Origin of the sequence: Phaeobacter italicus, assembly GCF_001258055.1 — a bacterium.
GTDB lineage: Bacteria > Pseudomonadota > Alphaproteobacteria > Rhodobacterales > Rhodobacteraceae > Phaeobacter > Phaeobacter italicus.
In genome coordinates this window covers 789212-809635 of sequence record NZ_CVRM01000011.1, presented here as the reverse complement: position 1 = coordinate 809635, position 20424 = coordinate 789212, and the positions used below count along the sequence as shown (strand labels likewise).

Sequence of the window (20424 nt, the reverse complement as noted above, 5' to 3'; positions counted from 1 at the left end):
CGGGGCGCGCTAGGTTTTTGCGGGCAGATCACGGTTTCTTGTGCAGAAGATACCCCGCAGACTATCCTTTAGGATAGGGCACGATACCTCTGTCCACGTGCAAGGTGGTCCATCTCATGGAATAAATTTCCCAGACACCAAAAGGGATGCGCCATGTTTCGTTTTCTGATGATGACTGTTTTCGCCGTTGCCTTCACCGCAACCCCGATCGCTGTGCCTGTCGCGGCCAAGGATCTTGGCAAGCCGCAGGAAGAGGTTGTTCTGACCGTATCCAACGCAGCTGTGACCAACATGGACGGCGCAGCGGTTCTGGATCTGGCGATGCTGGAACAGCTGGGTGCCCGCAGCTTTGAAACCACGACAATCTGGACGGATGGCCCGCAGCAGTTTGACGGTGTGTCCCTGGCCACGTTGATTGATGCCTTGGGAATGCAGGGCGATGCGCTCCGGGCGACTGCGATCAACGACTATTCCGTCACCATCCCGCTTGAGGACATCTCGGACGAGGGCGCGATGATCGCCTTTCGCATGAACGGGGCCCCGATGTCGGTGCGCGACAAGGGTCCGCTTTGGATTGTCTATCCTTATGACTCCGATCCTCGCTTTCAGACAGAGATCATCTATTCCCGCAGCATCTGGCAGCTGGATCGGTTGGAAGTGCTGAACTGATCCCGCCAGACAGCCCGACCCACAGACGTTCCCAAGACAAAGAGACATCACCACACGACTGAACCCACCCAGCAGGAGGCGGCAGCATGACTGGCAGTGCACCTATGACACCGCGCGTACGCATCCTGATTCCGGCAGTGTTGTTTTCCCTGGCCTTTGCAGCTGTCGCGGTCTTCGGCTCGCACATCTTGCGGGATGTGCAGGATCTGAACGCAGCCCATAAGGACAACCTGCAATGGTCGCTCTCGCAGACCGATGTGGAGTTCCTGGAATTCTACACCGCGCTGGTGGCGGCCGAGGGCGACGGTGATGGCGATCTCAACACACTGCGCCGCGAGTTTGATATATTCTACAGCCGCATCCGGATCTTGAACGAAGCAGAACTGTACGCGCCGCTGCGCGAGTTGCCGCGCCTTCGCACGGCATTGGGCCGGGTGGACGGGTTTCTGCAAGCGGCCCTGCCAGCGATTGATGCGAGCAACGTCGAGCTGAGGCAGAACCTCCCCGACCTTGCGGAACAAGCGGCTGAAATACGCCCGGTGGTCCGTGATCTTTCGATCTCTGCGCTGGGGCATCTTGTGGCACTGACGGACGCGCGCCGCGAACAGACGGGTCGGACGCTGGTGTGGCTTGGCCTTTCCGTGGGCGGGCTGATTGTGGCCCTGCTTGCACTGGCAGGATATCTCAATCACCTCAACTCCCAGAACGTGCGCCGGCGCGCCGAAGTTGTCGAGGCCAGTCGCCGTATGAATGTGGTCATGGGGACGTCGCTTGATGGGGTCATCATAAGCGATACAACTGGCCGCATCCTTGAGTTCAACGCGGCAGCTGAGCAGATCTTTGCAATCCCCGCGCAAGAGGTGATTGGCCGGGATCTGGCGGATGTGATCGTGCCGGACCACCACAAGGCAGCCCATGCCGCAGGCATGGCGCGGCTGCGCAACGGGGGCACCCGGCGGGTTGTTGGCTCTGGCCGAGTCCGCCTTGAGGCCAAGCGCGCGACCGGCGAGGTCTTTCCGGTCGAGCTGGCCATTCAGAGCGCAGAAACCGCTCAGGGTGAGATCTTTGTCGCCTTTCTGCGCGATATCTCCGCTCAGGTCGCGGCAGAAGAAGAGCTCGTCTCCGCCCGCGATTTGGCGCTGGCTGGCGAAAAGGCCAAAACCAACTTTCTTGCGACCATGAGCCATGAAATTCGCACGCCGCTGAACGGTCTTCTAGGGAATCTGACGCTGCTGCAGGACACGCGGCTCACGGCACGTCAGCGCCGTTATATCGGCAATATGGAAACCTCCGGCAAACTCTTGCTGAGCCACATCAATGGCGTTCTTGATATCACTAAATACGATGCAGGGCGCCTGCATCTGCGACCCGTTGTGATGAATATCAGTGATCTGGTTCAGGACATCATCGACAACCAGAGCGCCTCTGCCGCTGCCAATCAGTCGGTTCTGGAGTGGCAATGGGATGGACCGGCCAAGAACTGGATCCGTGCTGACAAGGACCGTCTTCAGGACATATTGATGAACCTCGTGGGTAACGCGGTCAAGTTCACCCACAACGGACGCATCCGTGTGACGCTGGCCTGCCTGGGGCGCGAAAACGGGTTGCAGATCGTGGTGGAGGATACCGGCATCGGGATCACCCCTGACCAGATCCGCCATGTGTTTGAGGATTTCGTGACGGGCGACAGCTCATATGCGCGAAATGTCGGCGGGACCGGACTTGGGCTGGCGCTGACCAAACGCTTTGTCACCGCGCTTGGCGGACATATCGATGTCGAAAGCACGCCGGGGCAGGGCAGCAGCTTTATCGTGGAGCTGCCGGTGGAAGAGGCCGAGCCGCCGCAGCCTGCCGGTCCGATCCACGCAAGGCAGGCCCGTGGCAATCCGATCACCGGCCCCCGCAAGGTGTTGCTGGTCGAGGATAACCCGATCAACCGTGACGTCGCGCGGGAGATGCTGCGCGCCGCCGGGCACTATGTGGTCGAGGCACATAACGGGCGCGAGGCGGTTGATTTGGCCAGGGCCGGGCGGTTCGATCTGATCCTGATGGATATCAGCATGCCGGTCATGGACAGACGCAGCGCCACAAGGGCAATCCGCGCCTTGAACGGACCGGCCAGCCTGACCCCGATTGTTGCGCTGACAGCCAATGTGATGGCAGAGGAGCAGGCCGCCTTTCTGGAAGACGGGATGGACGGCATTCTGACCAAGCCTCTGTCCAAAGATGCCTTGCTGGGGCTGTTCAGCAGCGGCGCCTTGCCGGAGCAGGTGGACGAGATCTGCGACCAGAAGGAGCCCGCGGTCTCAGACGAGCATTTGCAATCCCTCAAACAGGCGCTGAGCCCGGATGGCGCCCGCGTGATTGTCGCCCGGTTTTGCAAAGAGATAGACGAGTTGATTGGCTGGCTCGGGCAAGAAGAGGGCGAGCAGCGGCAGGATTTGCCGCGCATCGCGGCCGAAGCCCACAAAAGCGCGGGCAGCGCCGCAACGATCGGTGCGCTGTGCCTGCGTCGTCAGCTGATCGCCATTGAAGAGGCGGCCAAATCTGGTAGCCCGACTGATCTTGCACTGGCGATTGACGGCCTGCCAGCGATCTGGCTGGCCACGCAATCTGCTCTCAAGTCAGCGGCATGACCTCCGCGCTTCAGCGCGCGACAAGCCCCAGAACCCGGCCGATTTCGCCGATATTGGTGATAGTGCTGTCATAGCACGCGATGGAGTCGCCAGGAAGGAGATAGGGGTCATAATCGTCCCGATCCGCCCGGCGCAGCATGTTTTCAATGCCGCGTTCGATGACGACCGAAACTTTGGTCACCGGATTGCGTGAAAACAGGACTGCAGAGCGGTTGGCCGATGTGGCGCGCGCCCCGCCAACGCAGTTGGTGTCAATCACGGCCTGCATGTAGCGCGTCCCATACGGGATTTCACGCACTTCACGCCCGATGGCAGAAGGCGCGTTGCCGGTTGCGGGCTGGGTGAGATTGGACAGGAACAAGGTAACCCCCGGCGGGCTGATCGGACTGGGGCGCATCAGATCATCCTGAAAACAGCCGCGGCTTGGGACGTTGATTTCATCGCCTGTCAGCAGCATCACATCCACGGCATTCTGGCCCTCGAAAACCCCGCGCATATCAAGCGTGTAAACCTTCGAGCCCCGGCGCAGCTGGATCGCTGAAATGTCAGCGTCGGGGCGCACGCCGCCCGTCGCCCGCAAGGCGGCTGAGAGATTGCGGGCCTCGGTTGATGCCCCCAGCGCCTCTTGTCTGCGGCTGTCGACCTGATCACCCGCGATCCCGCCAATTTCCACGGCCTTGGGCTCAAACACCGCGCCGGAAACGCCGACGGTCACAGATGCAAAATCCGCAACCCGAACGGAGATCCGGGGGATCGCATCATAAAACCCGTTCTTCACCAGCTGGGTTGCAAGATCGGCCTCAACGTCGCGCACCAGCCGCCCTTGTGCCCGGATGGGCCGCAGGTAAGGCAGGTTCAACGTGCCGTCGCGTGAGACCACATAATCACCGCTAAAGGTGTCGTCTTCTGCCACGCGGATATCGATCAGATCGTTGCGCGACAGCCGCTCTCCCCGCAAAGAGGCGCTGGCAAGACCGCCGAATTTGCTGCCATTGCCCTCGGCACCGCCGATAAGAGGGCGGCATTTGAGACGGTTGATTTCTTCGGACCGCAGGAACGTCTGTTCGCGGATGTCACGTTTTGGTTCGCGGTATTGGGCCTGATACCCGTTTCCGACCGCAACCGGTTCCAGGTTGCGGGGCTGGTTGATGGCGGTACAGGCGGCCACGCTCATCAGGGCCAGCAGGGCAGTTCCGGTCCGTAGCGTTGAATTCATTTCGCGATCCAAACGGTTAGCTGTTCTGACCTTGATAAGACAAGCGCACTCATCTTGCGAGAGATTTTGACGGGGATCGACCTCTCCTTTGGTGTAGGTCTGTGATCTTTCGCCCCGTGATCCTGTCCGGGGGTGCGCAGGACACAGCCAAGGGGGCTGGGCTACCAAGGAAGGGACCGAAAATCATGGACCTTTCCGATGGCACAGCCCCGTTTCTCAAAAGCACTGTTTCCCACCCGGTTGCCCAAGGTGCCGGCGCTTGCGCAGAACGTCTTTGCCTATGTCGGCTCCGAGGTTGCCAGCAAGGCGTCTCGCCTTTTGGTTGTCGTAACCGTCGCACGCACACTGGATCTGGCGCATATCGGGATCGCAGCCGCGGCACTGGCGGCGGCGGACATTCTGAAATCGCTGACTGAAAACGGGATCGGCCAGCGCATCATGGCCGCGCGGGACGAGGATCTGGAGGCGACCTGCAAGACGGCTCATCGGCTGTTCTGGATCTGGTGCACCGGGCTGTTTGTGTTTCAGGCGCTGGTTGGCGTGGCACTTTATGCCCTTGGAGGCAGCACAATGCTCTTGCTGCTGATCCTGCTTTTGGCGGGGGAATACCTGTTCATGCCGGCCGGTCTGGTGCAATGCGCGCTTGCCATGCGGGCCGGGCGGATGAAACGCACGGCGTTGATTGCCGGGACACAGGTTGTTGGTGCCAACCTTCTGTCGGTTGCGCTCGCTCTGGTTTGGGCATCGCCACTTGCGCTGATCCTGCCCCGCCTTGTGACCGCGCCTTACTGGTTGCTGGCAATGCGACGGCTGCACCCCTGGACCGCCAACCCCGAGGTTCACCCAGCGCCGGTGCGTCCGTTTGTGCGGTTTGGGGCAACTGTCCTGGGGGTGGAACTGGTCAAAGCGCTGCGCCTGCAGATCGACAAGGTGATCGTCGGGGCGTTGATGGGGGCCGAGGTGCTGGGTCTTTACTTCATGGCGTTCAACGCGGGTCTGGGGCTTGCGAATTCCTTCTCCACAGCGTTTGCGACGGTTCTGTTTCCGCATCTGTGTGCAAGCAAAGACAAGCTCGCGGCGCTGAGCCAAAGCATCCTGCTCGCGCTTGGGATCATCACCCCGGCGGTGATCCTGCAAGCGCTGTTGGCCCCCGTCTATGTTCCGGTCCTCTTTGGGGCGGGCTGGGAGGCGCTGGATGGGATCGTGTCGATCCTGTGCCTCGTGGCAATTCCGACGACGCTCTGGTCGGCCTGTGCAGGCTACCTGCGTGCCACGGGGCGGGCTGGGCAGGAGTTTCGGATCACGGCGCTTCTGACTGTCGCGCTGTCGCTCAATACCGCGCTTCTGGCGCCTCAGGGATTGTTGGCAGTTGCCATTGGCTATGCGCTTGTTGCGTCGGCCGTGATGATCCTTGGTTCTTTTCCCCTCGTTCAACGTGCCTTCGCGCACAAACTGGCAAAGGTCTGAAACGATGATGAAATTCTCTGTAGTCATTCCCTGCTTCAACGCCGCGAAAACCATCACGGGCACCATCGAAAGCCTGCAGGCCCAGTGCTATCCGAATTGGGAAGCAATCTGTGTAGATGACGGGTCGACCGACCCGACCTGGGTGCAGATCCGCTGCATGGCCGCCGGGGACAGCCGGATCAGGCTTTATCGCAACCCTAGCAAGGGGCCGAGTGCGGCGCGCAACTTTGGTGCCTTGGACATCGCAGACGGTGACGTGATTGCGTTTTGCGACGCGGATGACGAATGGGCCCCATCCAAGCTGCGCGAGCTGTCGATGATCTTTGCTGATCCTTCGGTTGCGGGGGCCTATGGTCAGATCGCCTTTTTCTCGCACCGACCGTGCGATGCCAGAACCCTGTCCACGGTTCCGGAGACAGACCTGAGCGTTGACATTCTGATGGGGGAAAACCCGGTCTGCACCATGTCCAACATGTCGGTGCGCCGTGACGTGATGCAGAGCGCGGGCGGCTTTGACGAAACCATGCTGCACAACGAAGATCTGGAGTGGCTGATCCGCCTTGTCGCGCAGGGCGCGCGGATTGTGGGGATGCCGATGCTGCAGACCTACTACCGGCGCAGCACCGGCGGCCTGTCAACCGATCTGGACGCGATGGAGGCGGGGCGCGAACGGGCGCTGCAAACGGCCATCGCCATGGGCCATCGCCCGTCGCGGCGTTCCCATGCCATCTATCACCGCTATCTGGCCCGCCGCGCCCTGCGGCTCGGGATGGGGCGCACGACTGCCCTGCGACACGTGCTGTTGGGGCTGGGCCAGTCTCCACGCGGGTTTCTGTCCCCTGTGCGCCGTGGCGCGCTCACGCTGCTTGGCTCGGTCTGTGCCGCGCTCATCCCGCGCCGCTTCAGCCGCAGCCTGTTTTCCTGACCCCGCAGAGGAGAAGTTTCATGACATTTGCTTCGATCATTGTTCCTGCATTCAACGTTGCTGACACTCTGCCGCAGACACTGGATGCGCTCTTAGCCCAGAGCTGGCGGGATTTCGAAATCATCGTGGTGGATGATGGATCCACCGACGCCACGGTGCAGGTGGTGAAATCCTATAGCCATGATCGTCGTCTGCGTCTGATCAGCCAGGCAAACCGGGGGCTGGCCGGGGCGCGCAACACGGGGATCTACGCGGCGAAGGGAGATGTCATCGGGTTTTGCGACGCCGATGACCTGTGGGAGCCCACCAAACTGGCCGAACATATCTGGCATCTGCGTGAAAATCCGCATGTCGGAGTGAGCTACTCGGGCTCTCTTTTGATTGATGATGATGGTCAGCCCACCGGTCATGCACAGCGCCCACGGCTGAGCCGTGTCAGTGCCGCTCATGTGTTCAAGCGCAACCCTGTCGGCAATGGCTCGGCGCCGGTGATCCGTCGGGCTGCGCTGGCAGATGTGTCCTACATGCCACCAAGCGAGAGCGAGCGGCCGTGGTATTTCGACGAGACCTTTCGCCAGTCCGAAGACATTGAAATGTGGCTGCGCATGGCGCTGGTGACGGATTGGGCGTTCGAGGGCGTGCCGGGTCTGCTGACACGCTATCGGGTGAATTCTGGCGGGTTGTCGGCGGCGACGGATCGCCAGCTGGAAGCCTGGGAGCGGATGGTGGCCAAGCTAACCCCCCTTGCGCCCGAGTTTTTTGCACGCCACACCCGCGAAGCGCGGGCCTATCAGCTGCGCTACCTCTCCCGTCGCGCAATTGTCGAAATGGACCGGGGGCGCACGCTCACCTTGACCCGCCGCTGGTTGGAACAGTCAAAACTGCCGCTCATCAAGGAGCCGGTGAAATCCACGGCAACCCTCGCAGCGGCTGCGGTTCTGGCGCTGTGCGGTGAGGGGTCGCTGCGCCGCCTGATGCAGCTGGCCTCGAAATTCAACCGTGCCGGAGGGCAGGCGTGATGCTGAACGAAACCCGCCCCCGTGTTCTGCACCTTGTTGACGATACCACCGCAGGTGGCGTCATGCGCGTCGTGGACTTTATCCTGTCCTCACCCGAACTCAGCGTCACCGCTGACCACCAGTTGGCCGAAGTCGGTAATCACCCGCTGACCTTTGGCCGCTACGAGGCGGATGTGATCGTGTCCCACCTGTCGATCAACTGGCGCAACCTGCCGCGGTTCCTTGCGCTTCGGGGGCAACATCCGATGAGCCGTCTCATTCATGTCGAACACAGCTACACCGAAGAATTCGTTGCCTTGAACGTGCCGTCCAAGCGGCGCTTTGCTCAGCTGCTGCGGTTGTCTTATCGCGTGTTCGATACGGTTGTCGGCGTCAGCGATGCGCAGTCCAGCTGGCTGGTGGACAGCGGCTTTGTCAGCCCCGACGCAATCACAACGATCCGCTCTTGTGTAGATCTCTCGGCCTTTCGCAAGGTGAGCCCGGCCCAGGGAAAGCCACGGATCATCGGGGCCATCGGGCGGCTGCATCGGCAAAAGGGGTTTGATGTGCTGATCAAGGCGCTGCGCAAATGCCGACGGGCGGACATCGAACTGCATGTTTATGGCACCGGCGAAGATGAACCCTACCTGCGTCGGCTTGCAGCGGGTGATGAACGGATCCACTTCAAGGGGTTCGCGGCTGATCCGGTTGCCGCCATCGGCGCGGTGGATGTTGTGGCGATGCCATCCCGCTGGGAGGCATACGGCCTGGTGGCGATCGAAGCTCTGGCTGCAGGTCGGCATCTGTTGGTGAGCGAGATAGACGGTCTGCGCGATCACCTCCGCATTGGGGCGGCACCGGTTTGCGATCTGACGCCGGATTGCTGGGAAGCGGCGCTGGAAGGGCTGTTTGAGCGGGCAGAGGACTGCACCGCGACACGCGCAGATCCTGCGCTGGAGCGGGATTTCATCCGCGGCTGGCGGGCGCTCCTTGCTGGATGACAAGAAAAAGCGCCGGCCCCCACGCGACAAAGGGGCCGGCGCTGCGCCCACATCCGGTTGACAGAGCAGGGGCGTCAATCCGGTCTTGTGATGCGCACAACCGCAGTTGCGGCCTGTCGGGGCAGGCAGAACGCGGCTGTATTGGGTCGGGCGAACCTGCACACCAAAGGTGGAAGACAACTTGCAAGGCTCGCCCGGGCACAGGCAGGGGGACTGCCGTGTCGGGGGGCTACTGGGCCGCGTTGAACTCTGAGGTCAGGGCCTTGAGTGCTGAGGCATGACAGGCGCAGACCGGCGCGACTTGGCCACCATCAATCAGCGATATCGTCGGGCGACCGACCAATGTGTCCGCCGTTGGCGAGGGGCTTGCGTAGGCAGGGGCCGAGAATGTCAGCGCCATGACGACGCCACCGGTTGCCAGTGCAGCCGCAGCTGCGGTGATGAGGAGAGAGGTCATGTCGTTCATGGCGAATTTCCGGGCAATTGATGGAACCAAAACGCGGTTCCGTTGGGAACAAATGGCCCTGAAACACGGGCCGGGTGAAATCTGTCGGATCCTGCGGCAGGCCGGTGGTGGAGGTCATTGCCAGCCGACCTGCCCGTCGTCTCCGTAACTCATGTCTAGCAGGCATTCATCTGTGCGGTCTTGGCAGGGCCTGCCAGGGTTTTGGCAGTTCCGGCCATCCCGGCCGGGGCTGCAGCAAGCGCCGGTTTTCGCGGGCTTGTGACCGCCGCACGAAACTGCGCGGGCGCCTGTCCTACATGACGTTTGAACGCACGGCTGAAGGTGCTTTGTTCGGAAAACCCGGTGAGAAAGGCGATCTCGGCAATGCTGCAATCGCCCCCCTGCAACAGGGATTGGGCAAGGGTCATCTGTGCCTCTGTCAGCACATCGCGGTAGCTGCGCCCTTCGGCGGCCAGGCGACGATAAAGCGTGCGCTCACTCATCCCCATGTCGCGGGCGATCTCGCTTGCCTGCGGCGCGCCGTTTTGCAGCAGGTGGGTCATCCTGCGCAGAAGATCGCGCAGCAGCGGTGGCTCTCGGCGCAGTCGGCCATAGCTTTCCTGCAGGTGGGCCAGCATATAGTCCGACACAGCCGCATCCCCCAGCCGATTGGACAGATCAAGCGCGGAGCTGGGCAGGGTGATGGCATCGAATTCCGCGCCAAAGACCACATCACACCCAAACACAGCCTGGTATTCCTCAGGCGACGCGGCAGGGGCGTGGCGGAACGAGACCTGGCTGACTGCAAGCGATCCGTCCAGCAACTTGCGCAGGTTGCTCAGGACACCCGCAAGCGCACATTCGTTGCGAAAGCCAAGGGCGGGATGGGGGGCACAGCGCCCTTCGATGCGAAAAACAGACAGTTCGCTGCCTTCGTCCAAACGATAGATCGCGGTTTCCGTAATCAGCCGGTAGTAGCGTTCAATCAGCTTGAGAGAGCTGCGCAGATCCGGGGCGGTTTTGACCGCAAGGCCCAGAACCCCCAGCGCATCCGGAGAAATGGAGCGGGCGTAATCGGCAACCAGACGGGCCTGATTGGGATGGCCTGCGCGCACGCGCTCGATCAGGTCCATATACTCGCTGTTGGCAATATAGCCGTCCGCTTCCGCGTGCAGCTGTCCGATGGGCGTGCCGTCAGACAAAAGCGTGCCCTCGTCGGTCAGGCTCCAGCCGTTCGCGCGCGCCATGGCTTTGGCAAATGCAATGGTAACATTGGTCATGATGGCCTCCCCTCGTGACGTTTCGGGGATGCTTTTGGCCCCCGTTTCGTGGGCGGAACCGGGACAGGCAGGCAGTCCGGTTCCGCCGATGGGTCAGGGCAGGTCTGCCCCGACCGCAGTCAAGCGCGTCTCCAGCTCCTGGATGCGCCGTTCAAGACGGGTGCGATCCTCGGCGTGGATGTGCGCGTATTCTTCTGCCGTAAAGCGCAGGGGCAGATGCTGGGGGCAATTCCAGTCAAAGGCCTCCACGCGGATCAGCACAGCCCGTTCCGCCGACGCCTGATCTGCGCTCTGCAATTGGCGGATCACCTCAGCGTCCTCGACCAAAACAGCGCGCCCCCAGATCTTCAGCCGCTTGCGTCGGCTCCAATCCACCAGGATCAGCGACACCCGGTCGTTGCCCCGCAGATTGCCGGTGGAGATATACTGCCGGTTGCCGCTCAGGTCCGCATAGCCGATGGTCTGTGCGTCCAGCACCCGCAAAAAGCCGGGCTGGCCGCCGCGATGCTGGACATAGGGCCAGCCGGTTTCCGATACCGTGGCCTGAAACATGCTGTCACGCGCCGCGATAAATGCGCTCTCGCGCAGGCCCAGAAGGCGGCCGCCATCGCGGTCAGGATCCAGCGCAACGCTGTAGGCCTCGGCCGAGCCATGGCGGGCCTGCTCTGCCTGAACAGCCGGTGTAAAGGCGATTTCAGCAAATCCAAGTGGCATGGTTGCGGGCTCCGCTCATAGGCCAAGGTCGCTCAAGCCCGGATGATTATCCGGACGGCGCCCCTGCGGCCAGTGAAACAGACGGTCTTCCTCGCGGATCGCCAGATCGTTGATAGAGGCAATGCGATGGCGCATCAGCCCGTCTTCGCCAAATTCCCAGTTTTCGTTGCCATAGGCGCGAAACCAGGCACCGGCATCGTCGCGGAACTCATAGGCAAATCGCACGGCAATGCGGTTGTCCGTGTAGGCCCACAGTTCCTTGATTAGACGGTAGTCATGTTCGCGATCCCACTTGCGGGTCAGGAATTCGACAATCGCATCGCGGCCTTGAAAAATCTCGGCGCGATTGCGCCATTTGCAGTCGACTGTGTAGGCCAGCGCAACTTTCTCCGGGTCGCGGCTGTTCCAGCCATCTTCGGCCAGCCGGACCTTTTTGGCGGCGCTTTCTGCATCAAACGGGGGGAGGGGCGGACGTGTCATCGGGTGTATCTCTTGTCGGAAAGGAGGAGGGAGAGGTAAGAAAAATGGGCGCCCCGGTTTTCGGGACAGGGGTGGGGCGCCCGGGGACGTCAGGCCGCATCGGCTCCGACGACTGGGAAATCAATGGGCGTGCCAAGCGCCTCGTTCAGGTAATTGGTCAAGGTATTGAGCGCGACATGGGCGATGATCTCGACGATATCGCTGTTGGTGTATCCGGCATGGCGCAGAGCCCGCACATCAGCGTCCTGGACCTGGCCGCGTTCATCCACCAGCTTGACGGCGAATTGCACCGCAACATCGGCCTTGCTGTTCAGGGACTGCCCGCGTCGGTTGGCGAGGATCTCATCCGCATCCAGCTTGGCGCGGTTGCGTCCAAGATAGCTATGCGCCGCAACACAATAGCCGCAGCCATTGGCCTGTGCGACCGCCAGGGCGATCCGCTCTCGCGTCGCTGGATGCAGGGTTCCGTTTGCCAGCGCCCCGGTCAGCCCAAGGTAGCCCTGCAGCGCTGCCGGGCTGTTTGAGGCAATCCGAAACAGATTTGGCACGCTGCCCATGGCGCGATTGATCTCCTGCAGGAGGGGTTTGGAGCGGGCCGGTGCGGTGTCAACGGTGGCGGGCAGGGGGATCCGGGTCATGGCGTATCTCTTTCCTTTGGCGGGCTGATAGGCAGGCTGAACAGGGTGGGTCAGAACCTGCATTCAGCATAGACAGACAGATCTGTATATATCAAGCCCCCGCTGCTCACAAAAAGATGTTGGCCCTTGGGCGCGCGGTGTTTGCATTCTGCGCAGATATGCGGCAAGGGTAGACAGAATAGTCTGATTTGCTGGGAAATCTCATGCGTTCGCGCCGCGATGATCTGATCGAAACTGCCCTGAAACTTTTTTATACCGGCGGCTTCAATGCCACCGGAATTGACAAGATTTTGGCAGAATCCGGCGTCGCAAAGATGACCCTCTACAAGCATTTCGGCTCCAAGGACGAGCTGATTCTGGCTGTGTTGAAACGTCGGGACGAGCAATTTCGCGGCTGGCTCAGTGGCGAAATGGCCAAGGCCGGTCCGTCCCCCAAGGCACAGCTTCTGCAGATGTTCGATGCGCTTGAAATCTGGTTCAGCGGCAAGGCTTTTCCGGGCCTTGGCTTTTCCGGTTGCGCCTTCATCAACGCAGCGGGGGAGTTTTCAGATCCCGCGCATCCAGCCCATCAGATCGCGGCCGAGCACAAAGAGATGCTGGTTCGCCAGTTCACCGAGCTCTGCGCCGAAGCCGGCGCAGCTGATCCTGCAAGCCTTGCCGAAGAAATCGCCCTGTTGAAAGAGGGCGCGATTGCGACCGCCCATGTCCGCAACAAGCCCGAAGCCGCAAAGATCGCCAAAGCGATGGCAGAGCGGCTCTTGGCGGATCTTGACTGACAGGCGCGACGGGAAGGGCTATGACGGGCAGGGCCTGGCGTCGCACGACTTGGCGCGCCATACGGATCGGCCCTGTCCTGTATCCCCCGGCTAGATAATCCGGCCTGTCTGGTCTGATCCAACCATTCCTTAACAGAGCGCGCGCAAATCAGGTGTTTCTGCAACGGGCTGTGCATGTGATGTATAGTGGATTTTGTGAGAGTGTCTTTCCATCCTCGACCCTTTTGTTAGGGGTGGATGGCTCCGGCGGTAGGGATCGAACCTACGACCAATTGATTAACAGTCAACTGCTCTACCGCTGAGCTACGCCGGAATATGGGGGCGGTATAGGCATTGCGATCTGGCGCGTCCAGAGGAAAATTGCATTGAGCTGAGATTTTTTGTGGATAACGCGAAAAAATGCCAAGCTGTGGTTCTGTCAGGGTTTTTCGGCCTGGCCCGGCGGCGCTTTGGTCGTGGGAAAGACAACATATGGCTCGTTTGCGACATGGGTTTTGGGGAAATGCCGCTTTTCGACATGGGCGGTTGCGGTGGGTGACGCAGCCTGCAGGCGAGACAGCAGAAGGCGCAGAATATGACACAGACTGCCAAGGGTAGGGCGACATCACCGGATGCCCCGTCGACGGGCTTCGCGAAATCGGAATACAGAGCGCGCGTCGCTGCGCTGCAGGCCCGCATGGCACAAAGCGGTATGGATGTGCTGCTGCTGACCACCGCGGCGGATTTCTACTATGTCGCGGGGTTTCTGACCCGGTTTTGGGAAAGCCCGGCGCGGCCTTGGTTTCTGTGTGTGCCGGCCTCGGGCGATCCGGTTGCGGTCATCCCCGCGATCGGTGCAGAGCTGATGGGGCGGGGCTGGATCGAAGACATCCGGACGTGGGACGCGCCTTTTCCGGGCGATGACGGCGTGAGCCTTCTGGCAGAGACCCTGCGAGAGTTGAGCGCCACCGGCCCGGCGCCCCGGATCGGCCTGCCAATGGGGCTTGAAACCCAGTTGCGGATGCCGATTGGTGACTATCTGCGTCTGACGGCCATGATTGCGCCCGCTCAATGTGTCGATGCAACCGATGTCGTGCAACGTGTGCGGGAAATCAAATCCGAGGCTGAAATTGCCAAGATCCGGGCGGCCTGTGGTGTTGCTGACAGGGCATTTGCACGGGTGGGAGAATATGCCTGTCTGGGTGCGCGGCTCGACGAGGTGTTTCGCCGCTTTCAGATGTCCCTCCTTGAGGAGGGGGCGGATTGGGTCAGCTACACTGCAGGGGGCGCCGGGCCGGGCGGATATGGGGATGTGATTTCTCCTGCAGATGATCGACGGCTTGCACCGGGGGATGTGCTGATGCTGGACACAGGCGCGGTGCTGGATGGTTATTTCTGTGATTTTGATCGCAACTACGCCATTTCCCATGTCGCCAAAGATACGGCTGCGGCGCAAGCGGCGCTGATGGCGGCGACGGATCATGTCCTTGGTCATTTGCGGCCCGGCCATCTGGCCTGTGATGTGCACCGCATGTTTGCAGAGCAGTTGCGCGCGCAGGGTGCCGTTCCGGGTGGCGGCCGGCTGGGGCACGGTCTGGGGCTTACGCTGACGGAATGGCCCTCTTTCACGCCCCATGACAAGACGGAGCTGCGGGCCGGTATGGTTCTGACGCTGGAACCCGGCGTTGAAATCGCACCGGGTCGCTGTCTCGTGCATGAAGAAAACATCGTCCTGCGTGAAAGCGGGCCTGAACTGCTCTCAGCTCGCGCACCAAGGGACCTGCCGATCCTCAGCGGGGGTGCGACATGAGCCAGACACGCCAGCCTTTTCCCTATGATCTTGCCGGGCCAATTGGCAGCCGGGCGACGCTGGGTCTGGTGGTGCTGCAGGTGGACGAAACGCTGGAGCAGGATTTTCGTCAGATGTTTCCGTCTGATGACGTCGCGATCTATGTCAGCCGCATCCCTTCGGGGGATGACCTGACACCCGACACCATTGCAACGATGGAAACCACAATGACGGCGGCGGCCTCGCTTCTGCCGGCGGCGGCGCCTTTTGATGTGGTCGGCTATGGCTGCACGTCGGGAACCACGTTGATCGGTCAGGCCCGCGTGGCAGAGCTGCTGCGTGCAGGTGTCAGCACCCCAGAGGTGAGCGACCCGCTGACCGCGACGCTTGCTGCCTTGGCAGCGTTGAACATTACAGGGCTTGGGCTTGTCACGCCATATGTCGACAGTGTCAGCGAACCGATGCGACGGGCCTTTGAGGGGGCCGGTTTTGACGTGCGCGCAGGCGTTTCCTTCGGAGAGGAGGTCGAGGCGCGAGTGGCGCGCATTGATCCGGCTTCGACCTATGCCGCGGCGCTTGAGGTTGGGCGACAAAGCGATGTCGAGGCGGTGTTTCTCTCCTGCACGAACCTCCGCACCCTTGGTATCATTGCGCCGCTTGAGGAAGAGCTGGGCAAACCAGTCCTGAGCAGCAATCAGGCCTTGGCCTGGCACATGGCACGCTATGCGGGCTGTCTTGATCTCTGCCGTGGGCCTGGCGTGCTGTTTGATCGGGGCTGACCGCGGCGAAAGCAGGGCTGCGAAATGTCGTGTCCTGTGTTAGGCTGATCTTGGAAAGACCATGACAATTGACCGTCCGGGAACCGGGGCCCGGCACCGAGAGGGACGCCTGACGCGGCAGCGCAGGCGGCGCTTTGGGCAGGTGCAGATGGCGCCCCGGCCAACGCGCCCGCCGTGGCCCGCTGTGTTTGCGCACAGGCCCCGAAGGGGGACGAAATGGCTGAGATCACCCTGCCAGAGAACTGGCCACCGGCACCGGAGGCAACGGCGGATCATCCAGAAAGCTGGCTGCGCTATGAACGGGAATATCCCGGATCGAATAGGATTTCGCGGCTGATCGCGCATCCCACGGTGCCGTTCGTCGCGGGCGTCTCGTCGGGTGATGCCCCGCTTGATCTGGCCGATTTTTCAACTGTCGCAGAGGCTTATCTCAACAAGCTGGCGAACTATGTGAACGGGGATACACGTCCCCTGGGGCAGGCCGACCCTGTTCTGAACTGGCTGCGAGCGGTTGCGGATGTCGAGGCCAGTGCCGTCTTGCAATGGTGCCCGATCTGGCCTGCGATAGATGGCAGTGGTGCGGGGCTTCAGGGGCCGATCGCCAGCTGGAACCTGTCGCCACGCCCGGATGCAGCTTTGCCTGCCACCGTGGTTCTGGTCGCGGCAGAGGCCCTGCCGCTTGGTGCTGTGCCGGGCGCTGTGGCGCGGCTTCGTGGGGCGGGGTTTCGGGTGCCGATAGAGGTGCGCCGCACCGCTGAGGCCTATGAATTGATCCTGCGGGGGCTGACAGCCGAGTTTCCGGGCGGCACGCATCAGTCCCTGTCCGAGGCGCTTGCCGGTGCCTCTGCACGCAACCGCGAGACGGTGCTGGAAAATTTGGGACAGATCCTGCCGGGAGCACCTTTTGGGCTGGCCGCTGCGGATGACCCCAACCGTGGACAAGCCAGTCGCGTTTCCGCGCTTGAGCGTATTGCAGAAAAGAGCGGGACAACCGCGCGCTCGCTTTTGCTTCAGGACTTGCGGGTTGCGGGCAGCGTTGATGATCTGGTTGCGGGCAGGGGGCGGCTGCGCGTGCAACTGCTGGGGCGCGGCTCGGCGGCTGGGGCCTCGTCCGCCGATGGGCTGAGCTACCGGGTGGATGCGCGTTTGACCCTCAGGGACAAGCAGGCTGACGTGGCGGCGGTGCAGCGCCAACCGCTCGTGACCCACGCCGTAGCGGGAAACGAGGGCATCGCGCAGGGCCAGCCACATCCAGCTGTCGGGCAGGATCAGCCGCGCATTCCGCCAATCGAAATCCCGCTCAGGGTGTTCCCTGTCCCACCGCCAGATTGGCAGGGGGACGGGGGGATACCGCGCCCGCCGCTTGCCTGGCGCAGACCTTCCCGGATTGATCCCATTCTGGATGCCTTTCGTGACGATGTGGCCTTTTCCCTGGGCGGCGGTCTTGAGCTGGCGCGCCCGGCCTTTGTGGTTCGCAATTGCCCCCGGTTTGTGCCCGGCGATGGGCCGGCAAATCTGGCAAAAGTGCTGCCCCACGGTCCTCTCGAACATCTGCCGCCGCGCCGGGATGTGTCGACGGCGATCAGCGCCTATTGGCATTGCCAGCAGATGTTTGCGTTGATGGAGAGCGCAGGGCTGCATCCCGATCACTACGTGGCGACCGCAGAAGGGCCATTGTCGGTCCATTATCGATCGGGGATCACGCCGGGGCCGGGCCGCAGTGGGCGGACCATCAACGCGCAGGTCCGCTATGAGGTGGCAGAAGATGCAGCCAGCCAGCCGCGGCCTGCGATCGACATGCATCTGGCATTGGCGACGTTGAACAGGTGGTCTCGGCCGACCCCGCCTAGCCACGGGCGCAACCTGTCCGCGCGACGTGCGCAGCCCCTTGGCTTTGCCAACAGCGGGCGGTGGATGATGCATGAATTTGCCCACTATCTGTTGGCGACGCGCATCGGTCAGCTGGAATTCGACTTTGCCCACAGTCCCGGCGATGGCATGGCCGCGGTCTATTTTGATCCGCTTTCGCAACTTGCAGAGCCCGACTATTCTGGAAATCCGCAGATGCGGGGGTGGACCTATCCCTTTGTTTTTGCGCCGCGCCGGCATGACCGCAGCCCGCTCAGGGGTTGGGGGTGGTATGGCCTGATGAACCGCGCCGTTGTTGAGGACCCCCCAAGCGGAGGTGACATCCACAAGGGGTATCTGAGCGAACAGATCCTCTCGTCCTCCTTGTTTCTTCTGTACCGGTGCCTTGGTGGCGACAGCGTGCAGGACGGACGCGCAGCGCAGGCGCAAAGGCTGCGGGCCTCGGATGGGGCTCTGTACCTGCTGTTGCAGGCGATTGCCGCGCTGGCGCAGCCGCCGTCTCGGGCGGAGATGTTGGAAGTGGGGATGGAGGCGGCAGCTTGGCTTGCGTCCTCTCCCGTGGTGTTGCAGCGCGGCGGGGGCGAATGGCAACCTGCAACGTCGCACAAGGTGGTTCGCTGGGCCTTTGAGCAGATGGGGATGTTTCCGCTGGATCCTACCAAGGTCTGCCGCTCTGCTGGGGCGCCACCGTTGATCGATCTCTACATCCGTGATCGCCGTCCTCTGCGGTTCCCGACCGCTGTGGGGGATATGCCGGTGGGACCGGGGAGCTATGTGCCCGTCTCGCTGACATGGGAGGAGGCCGGCGCATGGATGATGCCGGGGCCATTGCCGTTGATTGGAAACAGGGGCCGGGTCACGGCAGAAGAAGTCATGCTGCGCGGCTGGGTTGGAATTGAACTGGCAAGCCACATATCCTGGCCCTTGCCGGGTCTTGCCCTGCCGGTTGGCCCGGTCAATAGCAGTGCCGTTCAGGATCTGGCCGTAGGGGCGGCCCTTGCGAGTGCGGTGAACGAACAGGTGGCGCTGGCGCAGGCCAATGCAAACGCTGGGTCATCCATCTTGCTTCTCTATGAGCTCACGGCGCCCGGAGACAGGGCCAACACCGACCCCGCCGCAGCGCTAGCCTGCGCGGTGGATGACACCGCAGACCTGCCCGCCACGCAGCAGGCCCTGATCGATCTGGTGGCTGGGGACAATAATCTGGGGCTTTACCGGTTCGCATCCTGACCCTAGCCGAGGCTCACAGCAGACCAGGGCGTTGGCCATTCCGTTGCGGCCTTATCCAGCAGCCGGTGCAGGGTCGGGACGGCAATGGGCTGCCACGGCGTTCCGTCAGGCGCGGCAGGCGCAGGGGTCATCAAACACGTCCAAATGCCCGCGGCGATATGGCGTCCGGCCATCGAATCCGATGGATAATGCACTCCGATCCGCTCTCTGTTGACGGCGATGCGATGGGCCACCGTCAAAAGCGGGGAGGGCACGACATGCTCGCCCGTCATGTCCTCGTAGGTGGGTTTTCGCAAAAGGGCCCCATCCGGGTTTTGAACGGAGGTGCCGGATCCATCTGCCTTGTATCCGCTGACCACACCGAACCGCTGCGCGATGCCTGGAATTTCCAGCAGTAGCAATGACAGGAAATGGGCCAGAAATCCGTGACCGCTGGGAAAGGCCGGATGGGCGGGCGGGCCAAAGGGCACGGTGAGACCGGGCCGCAGAACCGACGGGCGCACCCTTTTGAAGTAGGCCTTGTAGCTCATGTAGGCGACATTGCCGAGCGCGAGCCCCATATCGATGAGCTTGAGCGTGAAGGGATGATCAAAACTGTTCGCGCCAAGAAAATGGATCAGATAGGCCGGTAGCCCATCTGCCTGAACATCGCATTCCACGAGATACTGCTGGCGGTCATCTTCCATGTACATCTTCAGGATCTCAAGCTCTGCCTTGATGATGTCAAAGGCCTCCCCAGCCCTTGTTCGGGACACGGCCACGGTCGGGCCGGGTTGGTAGCGCCACAAGAGATCGCGGTCTTCCAGCCAGCGGGTGCCGACGTGATCGGGATGCCAGCGCTCTGGCTGGCTGGCGAATTCCAGCGCGGCCAGCGTCGCAGGCTCAGAGCGATCCGCCGCGCGCAGCCATTCGCCCAGATGCGGATCAAACGGCAACGCCCAGAACCGCAAGGCAGGATCCCAATCCTCGGTCGTCCATTCCAGAACAACTGGCGCTGCGGCCGGATCCTGGGGCAGCTGGTAGGGGTTGATGATCATCGACAGTGGAAAGGGATCACCGCCTGCATTTTCGGGGGTAAAGTCGAGCGTCCAGGGCAAGAGGCCCAATTCGGCCGGTGTGGCGTAGTAGCTGCGGATGCTGCCAACGCCCGCATCCGCGCCATTGCCCAAGAGATAACCGTTGTCCTCCAGCCCGAGGCCAAGCCCGTTGCCCAGTCCGCTGCCAAGCCCCAATCCCAGACCGAGACCAAGGCCCTGACCATTGCCCAACCCCAAACCAAGGCCGAGTCCCTGACCCAAGCCGAGCCCCTGACCCAGGCCAAGCCCGTTTCCGAGGCCAAGACCAGAGCCAAGTCCCAACCCACGACCAAGGCCCAAACCCAGACCGTTGCCCAATCCATTGCCCAGTCCATTACCAAGCCCGAGCCCCAATCCAAGGCCGAGCCCGTTGGCCGCTTGTCCGCCCCTTGCGGTACCCGCGTTTTGTCCAGTCATCGTAAATCCCCCCAAACACTCATCAATAAACGCAACAATA

The 20424-nt window shown here is 62.0% G+C and carries 17 protein-coding genes and 1 tRNA gene; 10 read left to right on the top strand and 8 right to left on the bottom strand.

Annotation, left to right across the window (positions count from 1 at the left end):
• Nucleotides 1-153: 153 nt before the first annotated feature.
• Nucleotides 154-669, top strand: a complete 516-nt coding sequence (locus tag NIT7645_RS07050; RefSeq protein ID WP_008560244.1) for a putative pterin-binding protein — start codon at nucleotides 154-156, stop codon at nucleotides 667-669.
• Between the two features lie 86 nt (nucleotides 670-755).
• Entirely contained in the window at nucleotides 756-3305 is a 2550-nt protein-coding gene (locus tag NIT7645_RS07045) for a hybrid sensor histidine kinase/response regulator (RefSeq protein WP_050686392.1), read from the top strand.
• A gap of 10 nt (nucleotides 3306-3315) precedes the next feature.
• Here the strand turns inward: NIT7645_RS07045 and NIT7645_RS07040 are convergent, their stop codons facing one another.
• Nucleotides 3316-4521 carry a polysaccharide biosynthesis/export family protein gene (locus NIT7645_RS07040; protein WP_037302349.1) on the bottom strand — a complete coding sequence of 402 codons (1206 nt, stop codon included), beginning with the start codon at nucleotides 4519-4521 and terminating at the stop codon, nucleotides 3316-3318.
• Between the two features lie 198 nt (nucleotides 4522-4719).
• Between NIT7645_RS07040 and NIT7645_RS07035 the strand changes: the two genes are divergently transcribed.
• Genes NIT7645_RS07035 through NIT7645_RS07020 form a run of 4 tightly spaced genes read left to right on the top strand, consistent with a single transcriptional unit; the run spans nucleotide 4720 to nucleotide 8912 of the window.
• Nucleotides 4720-5988 (top strand): oligosaccharide flippase family protein, encoded by a 1269-nt coding sequence (locus NIT7645_RS07035; RefSeq protein WP_008559550.1) that lies wholly within the window; start codon nucleotides 4720-4722, stop codon nucleotides 5986-5988.
• 4 nt (nucleotides 5989-5992) lie between these two features.
• Nucleotides 5993-6913: a glycosyltransferase family 2 protein gene (locus NIT7645_RS07030; protein WP_037302351.1), complete on the top strand. Its 921-nt coding sequence runs from the start codon at nucleotides 5993-5995 to the stop codon at nucleotides 6911-6913.
• Nucleotides 6914-6933: 20 nt separating this feature from the next.
• Entirely contained in the window at nucleotides 6934-7932 is a 999-nt protein-coding gene (locus NIT7645_RS07025; RefSeq protein WP_008563257.1) for a glycosyltransferase family 2 protein, read from the top strand.
• Nucleotides 7932-8912 carry a glycosyltransferase gene (locus NIT7645_RS07020; RefSeq protein ID WP_008559238.1) on the top strand — a complete coding sequence of 327 codons (981 nt, stop codon included), beginning with the start codon at nucleotides 7932-7934 and terminating at the stop codon, nucleotides 8910-8912. Before NIT7645_RS07025 ends, NIT7645_RS07020 begins: the two co-directional genes overlap by 1 nt.
• A 229-nt stretch (nucleotides 8913-9141) precedes the next feature.
• On the opposite strand, the gene NIT7645_RS07015 is transcribed toward NIT7645_RS07020, so the two are convergent.
• The 5 genes from NIT7645_RS07015 to NIT7645_RS06995 all read right to left on the bottom strand — a co-directional run bounded on the left by NIT7645_RS07015 (nucleotide 9142) and on the right by NIT7645_RS06995 (nucleotide 12469).
• The gene (locus NIT7645_RS07015; RefSeq protein ID WP_037302353.1) at nucleotides 9142-9378 is read right to left on the bottom strand and encodes a hypothetical protein; all 237 of its coding nucleotides are present in this window, start codon (nucleotides 9376-9378) and stop codon (nucleotides 9142-9144) included.
• 155 nt (nucleotides 9379-9533) lie between these two features.
• Nucleotides 9534-10637 carry an AraC family transcriptional regulator gene (locus NIT7645_RS07010; protein ID WP_008563154.1) on the bottom strand — a complete coding sequence of 368 codons (1104 nt, stop codon included), beginning with the start codon at nucleotides 10635-10637 and terminating at the stop codon, nucleotides 9534-9536.
• A gap of 93 nt (nucleotides 10638-10730) precedes the next feature.
• The gene (locus NIT7645_RS07005; protein ID WP_008562530.1) at nucleotides 10731-11351 is read right to left on the bottom strand and encodes a pyridoxamine 5'-phosphate oxidase family protein; all 621 of its coding nucleotides are present in this window, start codon (nucleotides 11349-11351) and stop codon (nucleotides 10731-10733) included.
• A gap of 15 nt (nucleotides 11352-11366) precedes the next feature.
• Nucleotides 11367-11831, bottom strand: a complete 465-nt coding sequence (locus tag NIT7645_RS07000; protein WP_008559059.1) for a nuclear transport factor 2 family protein — start codon at nucleotides 11829-11831, stop codon at nucleotides 11367-11369.
• Nucleotides 11832-11920: 89 nt separating this feature from the next.
• Nucleotides 11921-12469 (bottom strand): carboxymuconolactone decarboxylase family protein, encoded by a 549-nt coding sequence (locus NIT7645_RS06995; RefSeq protein ID WP_037302812.1) that lies wholly within the window; start codon nucleotides 12467-12469, stop codon nucleotides 11921-11923.
• A 203-nt stretch (nucleotides 12470-12672) separates the two neighbouring features.
• Between NIT7645_RS06995 and NIT7645_RS06990 the strand changes: the two genes are divergently transcribed.
• Entirely contained in the window at nucleotides 12673-13245 is a 573-nt protein-coding gene (locus NIT7645_RS06990) for a TetR/AcrR family transcriptional regulator (RefSeq protein WP_008562161.1), read from the top strand.
• A 238-nt stretch (nucleotides 13246-13483) separates the two neighbouring features.
• Here the strand turns inward: NIT7645_RS06990 and NIT7645_RS06985 are convergent.
• A tRNA-Asn gene (locus tag NIT7645_RS06985) sits at nucleotides 13484-13558 on the bottom strand.
• A 261-nt stretch (nucleotides 13559-13819) separates the two neighbouring features.
• Between NIT7645_RS06985 and NIT7645_RS06980 the strand changes: the two genes are divergently transcribed.
• The 3 genes from NIT7645_RS06980 to NIT7645_RS06970 all read left to right on the top strand — a co-directional run bounded on the left by NIT7645_RS06980 (nucleotide 13820) and on the right by NIT7645_RS06970 (nucleotide 18891).
• Nucleotides 13820-15034, top strand: a complete 1215-nt coding sequence (locus tag NIT7645_RS06980; RefSeq protein WP_050686390.1) for a M24 family metallopeptidase — start codon at nucleotides 13820-13822, stop codon at nucleotides 15032-15034.
• Nucleotides 15031-15792 (top strand): maleate cis-trans isomerase family protein, encoded by a 762-nt coding sequence (locus tag NIT7645_RS06975; protein ID WP_050686388.1) that lies wholly within the window; start codon nucleotides 15031-15033, stop codon nucleotides 15790-15792. The genes NIT7645_RS06980 and NIT7645_RS06975 overlap by 4 nt, the downstream gene beginning before the upstream one ends.
• A 216-nt stretch (nucleotides 15793-16008) precedes the next feature.
• A complete protein-coding gene (locus NIT7645_RS06970) occupies nucleotides 16009-18891 on the top strand; it encodes a hypothetical protein (protein WP_008560519.1) in 2883 nt (960 codons plus the stop codon).
• Between the two features lie 2 nt (nucleotides 18892-18893).
• Here the strand turns inward: NIT7645_RS06970 and NIT7645_RS06965 are convergent, their stop codons facing one another.
• Nucleotides 18894-20384 carry a phosphatase PAP2 family protein gene (locus tag NIT7645_RS06965; protein ID WP_173644442.1) on the bottom strand — a complete coding sequence of 497 codons (1491 nt, stop codon included), beginning with the start codon at nucleotides 20382-20384 and terminating at the stop codon, nucleotides 18894-18896.
• Nucleotides 20385-20424: the final 40 nt, after the last annotated feature.

Coding starts and splice junctions, on each gene's coding strand:
- NIT7645_RS06980 (WP_050686390.1), top strand. CDS start 13,820: ATGACACAGACTGCCAAGGGTAGGGCGACATCACCGGATGCCCCGTCG.
- NIT7645_RS06970 (WP_008560519.1), top strand. CDS start 16,009: ATGGCTGAGATCACCCTGCCAGAGAACTGGCCACCGGCACCGGAGGCA.
- NIT7645_RS07000 (WP_008559059.1), bottom strand. CDS start 11,831: ATGACACGTCCGCCCCTCCCCCCGTTTGATGCAGAAAGCGCCGCCAAA.
- NIT7645_RS07030 (WP_037302351.1), top strand. CDS start 5,993: ATGATGAAATTCTCTGTAGTCATTCCCTGCTTCAACGCCGCGAAAACC.
- NIT7645_RS06990 (WP_008562161.1), top strand. CDS start 12,673: ATGCGTTCGCGCCGCGATGATCTGATCGAAACTGCCCTGAAACTTTTT.
- NIT7645_RS07050 (WP_008560244.1), top strand. CDS start 154: ATGTTTCGTTTTCTGATGATGACTGTTTTCGCCGTTGCCTTCACCGCA.
- NIT7645_RS07025 (WP_008563257.1), top strand. CDS start 6,934: ATGACATTTGCTTCGATCATTGTTCCTGCATTCAACGTTGCTGACACT.
- NIT7645_RS06975 (WP_050686388.1), top strand. CDS start 15,031: ATGAGCCAGACACGCCAGCCTTTTCCCTATGATCTTGCCGGGCCAATT.
- NIT7645_RS07035 (WP_008559550.1), top strand. CDS start 4,720: ATGGCACAGCCCCGTTTCTCAAAAGCACTGTTTCCCACCCGGTTGCCC.
- NIT7645_RS07015 (WP_037302353.1), bottom strand. CDS start 9,378: ATGAACGACATGACCTCTCTCCTCATCACCGCAGCTGCGGCTGCACTG.
- NIT7645_RS07020 (WP_008559238.1), top strand. CDS start 7,932: ATGCTGAACGAAACCCGCCCCCGTGTTCTGCACCTTGTTGACGATACC.
- NIT7645_RS07040 (WP_037302349.1), bottom strand. CDS start 4,521: ATGAATTCAACGCTACGGACCGGAACTGCCCTGCTGGCCCTGATGAGC.
- NIT7645_RS06995 (WP_037302812.1), bottom strand. CDS start 12,469: ATGACCCGGATCCCCCTGCCCGCCACCGTTGACACCGCACCGGCCCGC.
- NIT7645_RS07005 (WP_008562530.1), bottom strand. CDS start 11,351: ATGCCACTTGGATTTGCTGAAATCGCCTTTACACCGGCTGTTCAGGCA.
- NIT7645_RS07045 (WP_050686392.1), top strand. CDS start 756: ATGACTGGCAGTGCACCTATGACACCGCGCGTACGCATCCTGATTCCG.
- NIT7645_RS06965 (WP_173644442.1), bottom strand. CDS start 20,384: ATGACTGGACAAAACGCGGGTACCGCAAGGGGCGGACAAGCGGCCAAC.
- NIT7645_RS07010 (WP_008563154.1), bottom strand. CDS start 10,637: ATGACCAATGTTACCATTGCATTTGCCAAAGCCATGGCGCGCGCGAAC.